This window comes from Actinomadura miaoliensis, from assembly GCF_039536785.1.
In the GTDB taxonomy this organism is placed as follows: domain Bacteria; phylum Actinomycetota; class Actinomycetes; order Streptosporangiales; family Streptosporangiaceae; genus Spirillospora; species Spirillospora miaoliensis.
This window is the reverse complement of record NZ_BAAAZG010000018.1, coordinates 198,814-212,881: the sequence shown is the minus strand read 5'-3', so window position 1 is coordinate 212,881 and position 14,068 is coordinate 198,814. Positions and strand designations below refer to the sequence as shown.

Genomic DNA, 14,068 nt, shown 5'->3' with positions numbered 1-14,068 from the left:
CTAAATAAGTACCGATCGGTATGAAAATGGAGGACGGCATGCTGGACGGCAAGGTGGCGCTGGTGACGGGCGGATCGCGGGGCATCGGCGCGGCGACCGCGCGGGCGCTGGCCGACGCGGGCGCCGACGTGGCGATCGGCTACGCGGCGGCGGAGGACAAGGCGCTGGCGGTCGTGGACGACATCAAGGGCCGGGGCCGCCGCGCCGCCGCGCACCGCGCCGACCAGGGCGACCCCGCGCAGGTCGAACGGCTGGTCAGGACGGTCGCCGAGGAGTTCGGACGGCTGGACATCCTGGTCAACAACGCGGGTGTCATCACGCGGGCGCGTGCGGACGATGCGGACGCCGACCTCGCGGCGCTGGAGCGCATGTACGCGGTGAACGTGGGCGGCGTGGTGACGGCGATCCGGACCGCGGCCCAGGTGATCGAGGACGACGGGCGGATCATCACGATCGGCTCCAACCTGTCCGCCCGGACCGCCAACCCCGGCGTCGCCGACTACGCGGCGACCAAGGCGGCGATCGTCGGCTACAGCCGGGGCGCGGCCCGCGACCTGGCGCCGCGCGGCGTCACGGTGAACGTCATCCAGTCCGGCTCGGTGGCGACCGACATGAACCCGCCGGACGGCCCGAGCTCCGACGCCCAGCGCGCGATGAACGCGATGGGCCGGTACGGGCGCCCTGAGGAGATCGCCGCGGGAGTGGTGTTCCTGGCCAGCCCCGGCGCCTCGTTCATCACCGGTGCCCTGCTGCCGATCGACGGCGGCTACCTGGCCTGACCCGGCCGGAAACGCAGGCGTTGGCCCGGACGGAGCTGGGCGGCAAGCGGGACGTCGTCCGACACCAGGACCGCCACGACCGGGTAGCCCCCGGTCGTCGGGTGGTCGGTGAGGAAGATGATGGGCAGCCCGCTGGGCGGCACCTGGATCGCCCCGGTGACCATGCCCTCGCTGCCCAGCTCGCCGTGCCGGGCACGGGTCAGGGGGGCGCCGTCCAGGCGGACACCCACGCGGTTGCTGTCCGGGGTGACCTCGTAGGGCGTGGACGTGAGCGTGGTGAGCGCGTCGTCGGTGAACCAGTCGTCGCGGGGGCCGGGCAGGATCCGCAGTTCGGGCACGTCGGGCAACGCCGGGCCGGGCGCGATGTCCACGTGGATGTCGGCGTGGCCGCCGACGGGGCCCACCGGCAGCCGGGCGCCCGCCGACAAAGGCGCGGGCCCCAGCCCGGACAGAAGGTCGGTGGAACGGCTCCCCAGCACCTCGTCGACGGCCACACCGCCCCGTACCGCGACGTAGCTGCGCAGCCCGGTGAGCGGCGTGCCGAACTCGACGGTGGCGTCCGCCGGTACGTGGCAGGGGGCATTCATGCCATGGGGGCGGCCGTCGATCCGCAACGGCAGGGGCGCGCCCGTCACGGCGATCCAGGCGCGGGCGTGGAAGCGCAACGCGGCACCGCCGAGGGTGAGTTCCACTCCGGCCGCGCCCTCCGGGTTGCCGACGAGGCGGTTGGCCAGCCGCAGCGCGCGCTCGTCGGCCGCCCCGGACCGGGGGACGCCCAGGTGCGCGTGCCCGGGCCTGCCCAAGTCCTGCACCGTCGCCAGCGGACCGGGCCGCACGACCTCGATCACGGTGTCTCCTTCGGCACGAACCGCACACGGGTTCCCGGCTGCAGCAGGGACGGCGGGTCGCGCCGCACGTCCCACAGGGGCAGGTCGCTGCGGCCGAGCAGCCGCCAGCCCCCGGGCGACTGCGACGGGTACACCGCGCTGTACGGCCCGGCGATGGCCACCGAGCCCGCCGGCACGGCCGTGCGGGGCGACTCGCGGCGCGGGACGTGCAACGCCGGGTCCAGACCGGTCAGGTACCCGAAGCCGGGGGAGAAGCCGAGGTAGGCGACGGTGTAGGACACGGCGGCGTGCCGCTGGACGACCTCGGCCCGCGACAGCCCGGTCAGTTCGGCGACCTCGTCCAGGTCCGCCCCGTCGTACACCACCGGGATCTCCACCGGCGGCGTGTCGCCGGACGCCGAGGCGGGCAGCGGCAGCCCGGGCAGCCGGGCGGCCAGGCGGCCGAGGTCGCAGCGCGCCGGGTCGGCAACCACCAGCACCGTGCGCTCGCCCGGTACCACGTCGACCACGCCCGGCAGCGCGGCGGCGCGGACGGCCGCGTTCAGCCGGTGCGCGGTCGCCAGGTCGTCCGTCTCGACCAGCAGCGCCGTGTCGCCCGCCCTGCGGACCCTCATGCGAACGGCTCCGCCCGCACCCCGGCCTCGGTCAGCGCGGCCCGCACGGACCGCGCCAGCTCCACCGCGCCGGGAGTGTCGCCGTGGACGCAGATGGAACGCGCGTTCAGCGTCACCTCGGTGCCGTCCACGGCCACGACGGTGCCGTCGACCGCCATCCGTACGGCCCGCTCCACCACGGCGTCGCGGTCGTGGATGACCGCTCCCGCCTCGCGGCGCGACACCAGGGCCCCCTTCGGGGTGTAGGCGCGGTCGGCGAAGCACTCGGCCACCACGGTCAGGCCGTCGGCGGCCTCGTACACCGACGACCCCGGCAGCGTCAGGACGGGCAGCGACGCGTCGTAGGCGCGCACCGCGTCCGTCACCGCGCGCGCTTGGACCGGGTCGCGGGCGATGCGGTTGTAGAGCGCGCCGTGCGGCTTGACGTAGGAGACGCGGCCGCCTTCGGCACGGGCGATGCCGTCCAGCGCCGCGATCTGGTAGAGCACCTCGGCGGTCAGCTCCGCCGGGGCCACGTCCATCTCACGGCGCCCGAACCCCGCCAGGTCGCGGTACGACACCTGCGCGCCGATCCGCACCCCGCGCTCCACCGCGGCCGCGCACACCCGGCGCATGATCAGCGGATCACCCGCGTGGAACCCGCACGCCACGTTCGCGCTGGTGATCACGTCGAGCAGCGCGACGTCGTCGCCCAGCGTCCAGATGCCGAACCCCTCGCCGAGGTCGGCGTTGATGTCGATGACCGCCATGCCCCCAGATCTATCACCGTCGCGGCCCGCAGGGCTGCCGCGGCCTACACGGTCTCCTCGCGCACGTCCTGCACCTCACCGCGCGGCGCCCACGCCTGGTACACGCCCCGGTCGAACGGCTCCAGACCGAGCCGCTCCGCGACCGGCGCCTTGCCCCCCGTGTACTCCACGCGCAGCCACTCCCCGTGTTCGCCGAGCACCACGAACGGCTCGCCGCGCCAACTGCACCGCGTCCGGACGTAGGACAGGTGGTCGACCTCGGCGGCCGGCACCACCCGCACGTACCGGTCCGGGGCGGCCTGCGTGAACCCGTCCGCGGGACGCGACAGGTACAGCCGGACGTCGTCGCCGTCCGGGCTCGCCTCGTAGTCGGTGCCGCGCCAGCCCGCGTAGTACCCGTGCCGGATGGTCATTCCCGTCCTCTCGCCCGCTCCCGTGGGTACCGCCCAGGGGCCGCGTCATCGTCGTCGCGCCGCGTCCAACGGCGTTGGTCGGCGTCGTAGGCGGCCACCAGCGTCTCCCCTCCGGAACGGCCGAGACGCCATATCTCGGCGCCGTGCGGAAGGCGCAGGCTGTCGACCTTGAACTCGGGGATGGCCGGGCCGTCCCCGGACGCGTACCCGGAACCGTGGAACGGCGCCTTCTCGATGACCCAGCCCCCCGGGATGATGCTCATGCTCCACTCGTCGATGCCGCCCAGCGGCCTGCGGTAGAGGGCGGGGCGGACGGCCTGCCAGCGGATGACGTGAATCTCCTCGTCCCCTGCGGAGAACGGCGACCCGTCCCACGCCAGCCCGAGCCCGTGCACGAGCCGCGACGGGGTGTTCAGCTCACGCACGTCCTGCAGCCGGTGCACATACCCGGCGACCAGGTCGTAGCCGCCCTCCACGTAGTGCGCGACATGGTCGGGACGCACGACCTTCTGCATCACGGTCGTGTCGGTGGCCTTCTCGTGCTTCGGAGTCCGCGCGGCCTCGCCGCCGTTGGCCGCGGACTGCACGGCGGCCTTGCGGGCAGTGGGGGCGTTCCCTTGCCCCGCACCTTGCCCGGCGCCTTGTTCGGCATCCCCTGGGCGCTGGGGGAGCAGCGCCGGGGCGTCCAGGTAGGCGGCGCTGGGGAGACCGGGGTTGACCGCCAACTGCCAGTCCGGATGCGGCCAGTGCCGGGCCAGCTCCGCCAGGGAGCTCGTCCGATGGTGGACGGCCTGGCCGCGCAGTGACGTGTCCATGGCCTCGGGAGAGGTGAACGCCAGCACGAACGTCCCCTCCCCGAAGCGTGCGGTCGCGTAGTGCCGTCCGTCGCCGCCCCCGGGGGCCTCGGAGCTGCCGGGGTCCGGAAGATACAGGGTGGCCCCGGAGAGCAGACGCAGGTACGCGTCCTGGTCGCCGCGCTCGCGGGCGTCGGCGAGCGCCTTGTCCACATCGGCGGACGCCCCGCCGCCGGCGGGCGAGGGCTCAACGTCGACGGGCGCCGCCACCTCGCCGCCCTCGACGGGCGCCGGGGGGATGCCCAGCTCCGGCAACGTCAGGACGCCGCCGTCCGGCCCGGTGCGCGCGGCCTGGTACACCAGCCCGCGGGGGCTGGACAGGCCGTGGACCTCCCGGAAGGCGCCGACCATCATCCCGGCCAGGATCGCGCAGTCCTCGGCGAACCGCTTGTCGTCGCGCGACGACCCGTCGCTCTCGTCGAAGCGGTGCCACCAGTTGCGCCGTTCTTCGCCGTCGGCGCCGTCCCCGCCGCCGCGGCCGTGCTCGTCGGGACGCTGCCAGCCGAGCGCGGCGAGACGGCGTTCCTGCCCGGGCGACAGCGGCCGCGGCAGGAAGGCGCTGCTGACCGCCTCGGCCTGCAGGCTCTCCTCCGTCCGCATCGCCTGCGTGTACGGCAGGCCGCCCGGCGCCTCCACGATCAGGAACGCCCGGACCGGCAGTCGCAGCAGCTCGATGGTCAGCCGTTTGGCGAAGTCGTTCCAGTCCAATCGGGCCCCACTCCCGCGTCCGTGGTGATGTGCCGTACTCGACGGTAGCCTTCCGGCCGCCCGCGCGCGGGCGCGGCGCGGAAGATCATTCGGTATGGGGAGCGGGGAGCGCGCCGGTGCCGTCGGCGCCGGTGCCGTGGCCGGATCGCACAGGGGTCCAGACGCCGCCGATCGCGTCGTACACCGCCACCGGGCTCTCCTCGCCCTCACCGGCCCAATGCCACAGCCGTGCGCCGTGCTGCGGCCGCAGCACGATCGGGCCGGGACCGGGAGGCGGCGGGGCGGACGGCTCGGCGGCGGCTGCGGGCGTGGCGTCGGGAGCGGGTGCCGCTGCGGGAGCGGGTGCCGGTGCGGGGGTGGGGGCCGCCGGGGGCGCCACGGGGCCCTGAGACGGCGCGGGAGCGGACGGCGCGGCCGGAGGCGGGCCCTCGAGCGCCGACGCGGGCACAGGCGCCGACGGCGGCGCCTGCGGCGTCTCGGCGGGCGGCTCGGGCATCACGGGACGCGGGGCGTTGTGCCGTCCCAGGGCGCGCTGCTGGGCGTCCAGCCGGGCGACGGCGGCCGCGTCCAGGTGCACCTCGCTCGGCAGCCCCGGATTGACGGCAAGCTGCCAGGACGGGTCGGGCCACTCGGTGGCGAGCTGGGCGAAGGAGGTCTGGCGGTACAGGCTGGACGGCGGGTCGCCGGGACGCCCGATCGACCGGGCCAGCGACTGGGGCGAGGTGAACACCGTGATGTAGGTGCGCGTGCCGATCGTCGTCGTGGGGAACCCGGCGGCGCGCGGGTGGGCCGCCTGCCCCGTCGACACGGGCAGCACCAGGTCGGCCGACAGCAGCAGCTCGAAGTAGGTGGTGTGGTCGCCGCGCTGTTTGGCGTCGGCGAGACGGGACTCCAGCTCGTCGGGGCCGGCGGTCGGCCACGGCGGCGTCCGTCCCGCGGCGGCGCCCGGCTCGGGGCCGGGGACCGGGGCGCCCAGCGGCAGCGAGCCGATCCGCTGCGCCAGATCGACCCCGCCCCCGGCGGCCGCCGACGGCCCCGCGGCGCCCGACAGCGGCGGCGTCGGCCCCTCCGGGCCGGTCAGCCCTTTCGGCTCGGTCGGCGGCACGGCGACGTCCCGGTCCACCAGCGGGTCCAGCGGCTCGCGCGGCGCCGGCGCGCGCCCCTGCCCGAACCCGCCCGGCGGGCCGCCCTGCGCGAGCGCCTCCGCCGAGCTGCGGCGGCGGGTCAGCTGGCCGGGATTGGCCGCGTCGATGCCGAAGTCGGGCAGCTCGATCTGGCCCGTGCCGAGCCGGTGGAACGACTCGTACACCAGGTCGGAGGGCCGCCGCACGCCCTGCACGTCGCGCAGGGCGGTGACCATCATGTCCGACAGGCGGGCGTGGTCGTCGAGGGCGGCGAACGCGGGCAGTTCCGTCCACCAGTTGCGGGGGGCGGGGTCCTCGGGGGGACGCCACCCGGCCTCGCTGAGCACCTCCTCGTCGGCGAGGGTCAGCAGCAGCGGGCCGTCCAGGAAGTTGTTGCTGACCGCCTCGGCGTACAGCCGGTCCGGCTCGCGCATCGCCTGGACGTAGTGGCGGCTCTCGTCGCGCTCACGCACGATGAGGATGGTGTCCCGTTCGAGCACCGCCAGTTCGCGTCCCAGACGCCGGGCGAACTCGGACCACTCCAACAAGATCACTCCCTATGGCCGGGGCACGCGACCCCCGGGCCCGCCGACCCTCACCGGCCGACCCGGCCGATCCTCCCGCGGGACCGCCGGCCGAGACGATGCCGAGATCCCGATGATTGTCGTCCCGGACGCCTCTGGCAAACCGGGAGTTCACTCCGGTGGTGCTTCGTGACGCAGCACACGCAGCGCGCGGCGCAGCCCCTGCGGGTCGTCGTGGTAGACGTCCAGCAGGTCGATCAGCTTGTGCAGGATCGCGTGCCGCTCGTAGCCCACGTCCAGCAGCGCCTGCGCCGTCTCCCACAGCTGCGGCGGGTCGCCGTCCCACAGCCGCGCCACCAGCCGCTCGTGCGCCGCCACGTGCTCCGGCGCCGCCCCCGGATGCTCGAACTCGATCATGACGCGCCGGTCGTGCGGGTCGGCCGGGTCCAGGGAGGCCAGGTCGATCACGCGGTCCGGCAGCCGGTGCGTGCCCGACAGGAACGGCAGCGCGAACGCGCGCCGGGGCAGCGCCTCCATGTCCCCGTCCGGCAGCAGCCGGTCGACCAGCTCGCGGCCCAGCCCGAACGCCGACGGGTCGCGGTAGGCCGCGGCGAACTTGGCGGTGGCGTCCCAGACCGCGTCCAGGGTGGCGCGGATGCCCTCCTCGGGAAGCCCGGTGCGGCGGCCCGCCCACCGCACCCACGCCGCCAGCACGTGCGGCACCGCCTCCTGCTCGGTGGGCGACAGCAGCACCTTGCGCGGCAGCCAGTCCAGCAGGAACCGCTCGCACTTGGTCGGGCTGACCCGCAGCGGACGGCCGAAGTCGTGGGTGCAGCCGTAGTCGATGATGCGGTCGACGCAGCGGAGGGCGGCCGACCGGTCCGACAGCTCCTCGGCCTCGTCGGACGCCAGGAACTCCACGCCGATCTTGGCGCGCAGGTCGCTGCCGTAGACCGGCGGCTGCGGCACCCGCCCGCCCGGCGGCAGCGCGCGCACGCGGGCCCGCACGAACGCGTGGTAGGCGCCGAAGTTCTCGCCGACCGGCGGGTCGTCGGTCTCGCCGGTCAGCCGCAGCGCCGCGTCCAGCATCGCCCGTGTCTGCCGCGGGTCCAGCTCCTCGAAGCGCACCAGCGGATTGTCGCGGCCCTCCCGGCGGCAGTGCTCCAGCAGCCGGTCGACCTGGGACGACACCCACGCGTCGCGGACCATCCCGGCCGCCACCACGCGACCGCCGTCACCGGCGGCCCGGCCGCCGGGCGCGCCGCCGGAGGGCGGGGACGCGGGCCGCAGCGTGCCCGGCCTGGTGCGGTCGACCAGCACCACCAGGGCGTGCCGCTCCGCGCCGCCATAGGTGTAGAGGCACACCACCGAATCCTGGTCGCCGTACACGTCGCGGGACACGTAGCACGCCTCGGGCGCCACCATGCCCACCCGGTCGGCCCAGCCGGGACGCGGCACGCCCCGGTCCATCAGCTCCAGGGCCCCCCGCTCCGCCTTGATCGCCTGCCGGGTCGTCCCCAGGTAGGCCATGCCGGTCAGCAGCGCCAGCGCCGCCGGGGTGCCCGCGCGGACGGCGTGGTCGACCAGCCCCTCGCCGATGACCTCCTCGACGTCACCGCCCTCGACGCGGTGCCCCCACCAGGAGCCGAGGATCTCGCTGACGATCAGTTCGGCGTCCAGCGGGCTGCGCACCGCCAGCAGCTCGCGGGCGTGCCGGAGCATGCCGTCGTAGATCGCGGAGACCTCGTCCGAGGGCTGCGGGCCGTTGCGCGCTGGATCCCCGGAGGAACGGCGGCGGCTCTGGGGACTCACGCCCCCTAGCTTCTCAGATTCGGGGCCGCGCATCGCCCAGGACATAGGGGTCCGCCGAAAAGGGACGTGCCGGAATTCGGGCGCCCGTGCGCCCCGGCCATCCGAACCCCTGCCGGGCCCCCGGACGCCGCCGTTCGGACGGGACGGCTCAGCCGTCCACGAGTCCCGAGGGCCGGGTGCCGGACGGCGTGTCGCCGCGTCCGGAGGGCGTGTCGCCGCGTCCGGACGGCGGCCGGGACTTGACCATCCCGACCAGGTGCTCGCGGGCCATCCGTTCGACGAGCTCGGGCGTGGCGTCGAGCCCGAGATGGGTGACGCACGCCTGGACGTCGGCCACGCAGCGCGCCACGGTGGCCGGACTGAACCCGGCGAACTCGGCCGCCAGCCGCCGCGCCAGCAGCTCACGGGTCCGGCTCCGGTGGTCGGCAAGTGCAGGAGGCATCAATGCTCACCCTCCGCGCCCGGGGTCCGGCGGTACGGGGCGACCGCCGGGCGAGACGAAGCCTAACCGGGGACGGCGTCCGGCGAGAGGCCACCGCCCCGACCTCGCCTCGATGTCCCATTCCAACGTCTCCGCCGGGAGAGTCAAGGCCCAGCCGATTCCGGAAACAGAAGCTTTACTCACGTATCACCGACGTGTCTTTTTCATTTTCGGCAGGCGCGGGCGGCGTGGGGCGCGCGCCGTCGAGAACGTCCAGCCAGGCGGGGTGATGGCGCGCCGCCCACGCCCGGTCGACGTGCCCGGTGAGCATGCCGGTGAGGGCTCCCCGGTCGCGCAGCGCGTACCAGAGATGCCCCGCGGTCACCAAGGCGACGGCCAGGAACAGCCAGTCGTGGACGAAAGTTGCGCCGGTCCGCCAGTGGACGGGCCAGGGCCCGGGGAAGGCCAGCATCGCGCCGCTGCCCAGCATCACCAGGATCGCCCCCGCGGTGAACGCGGCGTTCAGCTTCTGCCCGGCGTTGAACTTGCCCACCGGCACCACCCCGCGGTCCAGGCCGCCGACGCGGCGCACCGCCCGCCGGTCGGCGCGGCGCAGCCACTCCCGGTCGTGCGGGCCGAATCGGTCCAGCCGCCGCAGGTCCGCGCGGAACGCCCGCGACACCAGGCCGAGCAGGACCGGAACGGGCAGCGCGAACCCGCACCACACGTGCAGCGGCCTGATCAGGTCGCGGCGGCCCACGGCGGCCGACAGCCCCGGCACGTACAGCAGCAGGGCCGTCACCAGGCAGACCAGCATCAGAAGCGCGGTCGCGTGGTGCACCCACCGCTCCGCCCGCGTGAACCTGGGCAGCCGGTCATCGTGGTGCCTGGGATCAGGTCGGCGCATCGTCACGTCCGTTCGACCGGCCCACCCACGCGTCCACGTCGTAGCCGCGGCGCTCCCAGTAACCCGGGACCACCCGGTCGGTGACCTCGATACCGCCCAGCCACTTCAGCGACTTGTACCCGTACATCGGCGCCACGAGGAGTCGCGTGGGCCCGCCGTGGTCGTGCGTGACGGGCGCCCCCTGCATCTGGGTGGCGACCAGCACGTCCCGGCGCCGCGCCTGCTCCAGCGTGAGCGACTCGGTGTAGGCGCCGTCGAACGACTCGAACCGCACGGCCTTGGCCCGGGGGGACACGCCGACCGCGTCCAGCAGATCGGGCAGCGCCACACCCGCCCACGCCACGTCCCGTACGCGCCACCCCGTCACGCACTGGAAGTCGCGGGTGAGCCGGGTCTGCGGAAGCGCCGCGAGATCGGCCATCCCGAACGAGCGGGGCCGCGCCACCAGCCCGCCGACCGTGACCCGGTGGCCGCCCGCGTCGCGCCGGGGCACCTCGTCGACGACCGAGTAGTAGCGGAAGCCGCCCGCGGCGGGCAGCACGTCCTGGATGGGGGCGCCGATCGGGGACAGCGCGCGGCTCACACGGTCCTGTACGGACGCGCCCACCGCGATCCCGGCCGCGCCCAACCCGAGCATGCCGAGCACGATGCGCCGTCCCACCGGCGCGCCCGATGGTTCCGTATCGTCTTCCGCATCCACGCCGTCCACGCCTTTCGCTCGGACCCTCTGCCCCGGTATTCGAGCACCCCCGCGCACGGTCCGCCATGGCGCGCGGGCCGTCGTAAGGAATTCGTCAGACACCAGGTCCTAAGCTGGCCGCATGGCCACCAAGGTTCACCTCAGCCAGCAGCCGGAGGCCGACGAGCTGCTGGGACGCAGCCCGCTGGCCCTGCTGACGGGCATGCTGCTCGACCAGCAGATCCCCATGGAATGGGCGTTCGCCGGGCCCTACACCATCGCGCGCCGGATGGGCGCCGACGACCTGGACGCGCACGAGATCGCCGCCTGCGACCCGGAGCGCTTCGCCGCGCTGCTGTCGGAGAAGCCCGCCGTGCACCGGTACCCGGGCTCGATGGCCAAGCGCGTCCAGCAGCTGTGCCAGTACCTGGTGGAGCACTACGACGGCGACGCCGAGGCGATCTGGCGGGACGTGGACACGGGCAAGGAGCTGTTCAAGCGGCTCAACGCCCTGCCCGGCTACGGCAAGCAGAAGGCGCAGATCTTCGTGGCGCTGCTGGGCAAGCGCTTCGGCGTGCGGCCGGAGGGCTGGCGCGAGGCGGCCGGGGCGTACGGCGAGGAGGGCTCCTACCGGTCCGTCGCCGACATCACCGGCCCCGAGTCGCTGGTCAAGGTCCGCGAGTTCAAGCAGCAGATGAAGGCGGCGGCCAAGAAGTAGCCGGCCGCCGCCGGGCCGTCCGGGTCGGTGGGGTTCGGGGGTGTTCGGGCGCAGACGACGCGCCCGGCGCCGGTAATCTTTGCCCTCTTTTTGCATGACCTGACGGGCGGGATACGGACGAACCGTCAAGATGAGTGCGGCGCGACCGGAACTCGCCGAGGGTGGGGACTTCGCCGCCCCGCGGGCCCTGGACGTCGTACCATCGGCTACTCACCGTCCGTGCGGCCGATCCGGGTGCGTCCCGCAAGTCGCCACGCCCGGGCGGCGCACATTTCCGAGGTTGCGGTGGCGGGTGTATGACAGGGATGTCCCTCGGGACTTCCGTCCACGCCTCGCCATCGGGATGATGAATACCTGACTCCGACCGGTGTTGTGATGGAGGCGGGAGCGCTAGCCTGCTCCCATTCACGCATAGTGATGACGAATTGCCGCGCGGTACGGGACCCTCTGGGGCGGAGGTGTTGTCCATGAGCACCGATACGTCCGTTCCGCATCCCCGGCTCTCGGGGCCGGAGGGCCAGCCCATGGACGCGTCCGACTCCGCCCTGTACGCCACGTTGATGCGGGAGGCGCCCGCCGGTTTCGCGTTCTTCGACACCGACCTGCGCTGCCGCCGCGCCAGCGACGCCCTGGCCGGGATGCTCGGCGTCCCGGTGTCCCGGCTGCACCACAAGACCCCGGCCGAGGTGCTGCCCGACGAGCTGGCCGCGGCGTTCGAACGCGCGCTGCGCCGCGTGCTGGCCGACGACCGGCCGCTGTCGGAGCAGGACCTGACCGTCCGGCTGTCCCGGCAGGAGGACGACCCGCACGAGCCGCACGACCCGCCGCCCGCGGCCGGCACCGAGGAGGCGACGGCCCCGGAGGCCGGCCGGGACGCGGACGCCTCGTCCGTGCCGGCGCCCGCGATGCCCCCGGCCAGCGCCATCCCGCCGGCCGCCACGGTGCCCGGGCCCGGCGCCGACGAGCGCATCCTGGCCTGCTCCTGGCTGCCCTCCCACGGCGCCGACGGCAAGCAGCTCGGGGTCGTGCTGACCGCCCTGGACGTCACCGAGCGGCGCCGCGCCGAAGAGGTCATCCGCCGCAAGGAGCAGCGCTACCGCTCCCTGGTGGAGGCCAGCTCCCAGGTCGTGTGGGTGGCCGCCCCCGAGGGCGGCGTGATCGACGACGCGCCCGAATGGCGGGCGATCACCGGCCAGACCCCCGAGGACTACGCCCTGGGCGGCTGGCTGGCCGTCGTGCACCCCGAGGACCGCGCCCGCATCGAGGCGCACTGGCGCGAGTGCGTCGACGACAACCGGGTCTTCGAGACCGCCTACCGCATCCGCACCAAGACCGGCACCTACCGGCACTTCGACGTGCGCGCCGTGCCGATCTGGCGGGGCGACCGGGTGATCGAGTGGGTGGGCGCCAACACCGACGTCACCGGCCAGCGCGAGGCCGAGGAGATGCGCGGCCGCCTCACCGAGCAGCTGTCGGCCGCCGCGCTGCGCACCGCCCGGCTGCAGCAGGCCACCTCGATGCTGGCCGAGGCGCTCACCGTCAGCCAGGTCGTCCAGGTGATCACCGAGGTGGGCCGGTCGGCGATCGGCGCCGACTACTCCGCCGTGGCGCTGCTGGACGACGACAAGCTGCGGCTGTCGGTGGTGTCCCCGCCCGGCGACGGCCGCGGCGGCGAGGGCCGTGCGGTCCGCGAGGAGATCAAGGTCTCCGACCAGACGGTGATGTCGGTGGCGGTGCGCGAGAGCCGCCCGTTCCTGGCCGAGCACCCCGACAGCCTGCGGCTGCAGCTCGGCCGCGACGAGGCGGGCCTGTTCCTGCAGCACACCGAGGAACGCGCCTGGGTGGGCCTGCCGCTGCTGGCGGCCGGGGCGCCGATCGGCGCGCTGCGGTTCTCCTTCACCCGGCCGCGCGAGATCACCGAGGAGGAGCGGGTCTTCCTGGAGGCCCTGGCCGGCCAGTGCGCGCTGGCCGTGGAGCGGGCGCTGCTGTTCGAACGCGAGCACCGCACCGCCGAGGAGCTGCAGCGCAGCCTGCTGCCCAGCGACCTGCCGCGGCTGCCCGGCATGCAGCTGGCCGCCCGCTACGACCCCGCGACCCGGCACGTGCAGGTGGGCGGCGACTGGTACGACGTGTTCCGGCTGCCCGACGACCGGCTCGCCGTGGCCGTCGGCGACGTCATGGGCAAGGGCGTGCTCGCCGCGGCCGGAATGGGCCGCGTCCGCAACGCGCTGCGGGCGCTGGCCCTCAACGACCCCCGGCCCGCCGCCGTGCTGGCCGGGCTGGACCGGCTCTTCAGCGCCACCGAGGACGAGGAGCAGTTCACCACCGTCGCCTACGCGGTCATCGACCCCGAGACCGGCCGCGGCGCGTTCAGCAACGCGGGCCACCCCCCGCTCCTGCTGATCTCCGGTGACGGCGCCGCCGCGCTCAGCTCCCGCGAGCCCGGGACCCCGCTGGGCTGGCCGTCGCAGCGACAGCAGGCGAGTTTTTCCATCGAGACCGGCAACACTGTGGTCTTCTATTCCGATGGACTTGTGGAGAACCGTAGGCGTGGGGTGGACGCCGGGCTGGACGAACTGGTCGCGGCCGCGTCGGACGCCCCACCTGAAGTGGTAGGAGATCCCGAGAGACTCGTCGACTTCCTGGTCGATCGGATGCTTGCCGGGTATGAGCAAGTGGACGATGTGACCGTACTCGCCCTGCACGTCCCGCCCAAGACCGGGTAGAAACGCCCTCTGGAGCCGCGTGGAGCGGGCTCGGTCCGTACGAAGGACCGCTCGACGCCCTCTAAGGTGGTGTGTTACCGGGCAGACATCAGAGAAGCGGAATGCGCAGCCGTGCCAGAATGCTTGACCCTTGTAAGAGCGGGTACGCTGCGGTCCCGCACAGGGTGGCCCCGCCCGGTGTGTGGTCCCACC

13 protein-coding genes are annotated in these 14,068 nt (G+C 74.3%); 3 read left to right on the top strand and 10 right to left on the bottom strand.

The features are described from left to right. Positions 1 to 38 precede the first annotated feature (38 nt). Entirely contained in the window at positions 39 to 779 is a 741-nt protein-coding gene (locus ABD811_RS15660) for an SDR family NAD(P)-dependent oxidoreductase (RefSeq protein WP_344947333.1), read from the top strand. Here the strand turns inward: ABD811_RS15660 and ABD811_RS15655 are convergent. From ABD811_RS15655 to ABD811_RS15610, 10 genes are all read right to left on the bottom strand, one after another. Then, positions 767 to 1,627, bottom strand: a complete 861-nt coding sequence (locus ABD811_RS15655) for a 5-oxoprolinase subunit C family protein (RefSeq protein ID WP_344947330.1) — start codon at positions 1,625 to 1,627, stop codon at positions 767 to 769. The two genes, ABD811_RS15660 and ABD811_RS15655, sit on opposite strands and share 13 nt — an antisense overlap. Then, a complete protein-coding gene (gene pxpB / locus ABD811_RS15650) occupies positions 1,624 to 2,241 on the bottom strand; it encodes a 5-oxoprolinase subunit PxpB (RefSeq protein ID WP_344947327.1) in 618 nt (205 codons plus the stop codon). Before pxpB ends, ABD811_RS15655 begins: the two co-directional genes overlap by 4 nt. Next, complete coding sequence (locus ABD811_RS15645) at positions 2,238 to 2,990, bottom strand: LamB/YcsF family protein (RefSeq protein ID WP_344947324.1); 753 nt, start codon at positions 2,988 to 2,990, stop codon at positions 2,238 to 2,240. Before ABD811_RS15645 ends, pxpB begins: the two co-directional genes overlap by 4 nt. Before the next feature lie 44 nt (positions 2,991 to 3,034). Continuing rightward, a complete protein-coding gene (locus ABD811_RS15640) occupies positions 3,035 to 3,403 on the bottom strand; it encodes a hypothetical protein (RefSeq protein ID WP_344947321.1) in 369 nt (122 codons plus the stop codon). Continuing rightward, positions 3,400 to 4,965 (bottom strand): SseB family protein, encoded by a 1,566-nt coding sequence (locus tag ABD811_RS15635; protein ID WP_344947319.1) that lies wholly within the window; start codon positions 4,963 to 4,965, stop codon positions 3,400 to 3,402. The genes ABD811_RS15640 and ABD811_RS15635 overlap by 4 nt, the downstream gene beginning before the upstream one ends. An 85-nt stretch (positions 4,966 to 5,050) precedes the next feature. Beyond that, entirely contained in the window at positions 5,051 to 6,637 is a 1,587-nt protein-coding gene (locus tag ABD811_RS15630; RefSeq protein WP_344947316.1) for a TY-Chap domain-containing protein, read from the bottom strand. Positions 6,638 to 6,784: 147 nt separating this feature from the next. Then, complete coding sequence (locus tag ABD811_RS15625) at positions 6,785 to 8,425, bottom strand: hypothetical protein (RefSeq protein ID WP_425549410.1); 1,641 nt, start codon at positions 8,423 to 8,425, stop codon at positions 6,785 to 6,787. A 148-nt stretch (positions 8,426 to 8,573) separates the two neighbouring features. After that, positions 8,574 to 8,867 (bottom strand): hypothetical protein, encoded by a 294-nt coding sequence (locus ABD811_RS15620; RefSeq protein WP_344947314.1) that lies wholly within the window; start codon positions 8,865 to 8,867, stop codon positions 8,574 to 8,576. A 175-nt stretch (positions 8,868 to 9,042) separates the two neighbouring features. Further along, a complete protein-coding gene (locus ABD811_RS15615) occupies positions 9,043 to 9,753 on the bottom strand; it encodes a cytochrome b/b6 domain-containing protein (RefSeq protein ID WP_344947311.1) in 711 nt (236 codons plus the stop codon). Further along, complete coding sequence (locus tag ABD811_RS15610; protein ID WP_344947308.1) at positions 9,740 to 10,414, bottom strand: molybdopterin-dependent oxidoreductase; 675 nt, start codon at positions 10,412 to 10,414, stop codon at positions 9,740 to 9,742. Before ABD811_RS15610 ends, ABD811_RS15615 begins: the two co-directional genes overlap by 14 nt. Positions 10,415 to 10,574: 160 nt before the next feature. Between ABD811_RS15610 and ABD811_RS15605 the strand changes: the two genes are divergently transcribed. Next, positions 10,575 to 11,150: an HhH-GPD-type base excision DNA repair protein gene (locus ABD811_RS15605; protein WP_344947304.1), complete on the top strand. Its 576-nt coding sequence runs from the start codon at positions 10,575 to 10,577 to the stop codon at positions 11,148 to 11,150. 467 nt (positions 11,151 to 11,617) lie between these two features. Continuing rightward, positions 11,618 to 13,876, top strand: coding sequence for a SpoIIE family protein phosphatase (locus ABD811_RS15600; protein WP_344947301.1), 2,259 nt, complete (start codon positions 11,618 to 11,620; stop codon positions 13,874 to 13,876). The last annotated feature ends 192 nt before the right edge of the window (positions 13,877 to 14,068 follow it).

Bases quoted from the DNA above. Each gene is read 5' to 3' on its own strand.
- ABD811_RS15600 (WP_344947301.1), top strand. From the start codon at position 11,618: ATGAGCACCGATACGTCCGTTCCGCATCCCCGGCTCTCGGGGCCGGAG.
- pxpB (WP_344947327.1), bottom strand. From the start codon at position 2,241: ATGAGGGTCCGCAGGGCGGGCGACACGGCGCTGCTGGTCGAGACGGAC.
- ABD811_RS15640 (WP_344947321.1), bottom strand. From the start codon at position 3,403: ATGACCATCCGGCACGGGTACTACGCGGGCTGGCGCGGCACCGACTAC.
- ABD811_RS15615 (WP_344947311.1), bottom strand. From the start codon at position 9,753: ATGCGCCGACCTGATCCCAGGCACCACGATGACCGGCTGCCCAGGTTC.
- ABD811_RS15660 (WP_344947333.1), top strand. From the start codon at position 39: ATGCTGGACGGCAAGGTGGCGCTGGTGACGGGCGGATCGCGGGGCATC.
- ABD811_RS15605 (WP_344947304.1), top strand. From the start codon at position 10,575: ATGGCCACCAAGGTTCACCTCAGCCAGCAGCCGGAGGCCGACGAGCTG.
- ABD811_RS15620 (WP_344947314.1), bottom strand. From the start codon at position 8,867: ATGCCTCCTGCACTTGCCGACCACCGGAGCCGGACCCGTGAGCTGCTG.
- ABD811_RS15645 (WP_344947324.1), bottom strand. From the start codon at position 2,990: ATGGCGGTCATCGACATCAACGCCGACCTCGGCGAGGGGTTCGGCATC.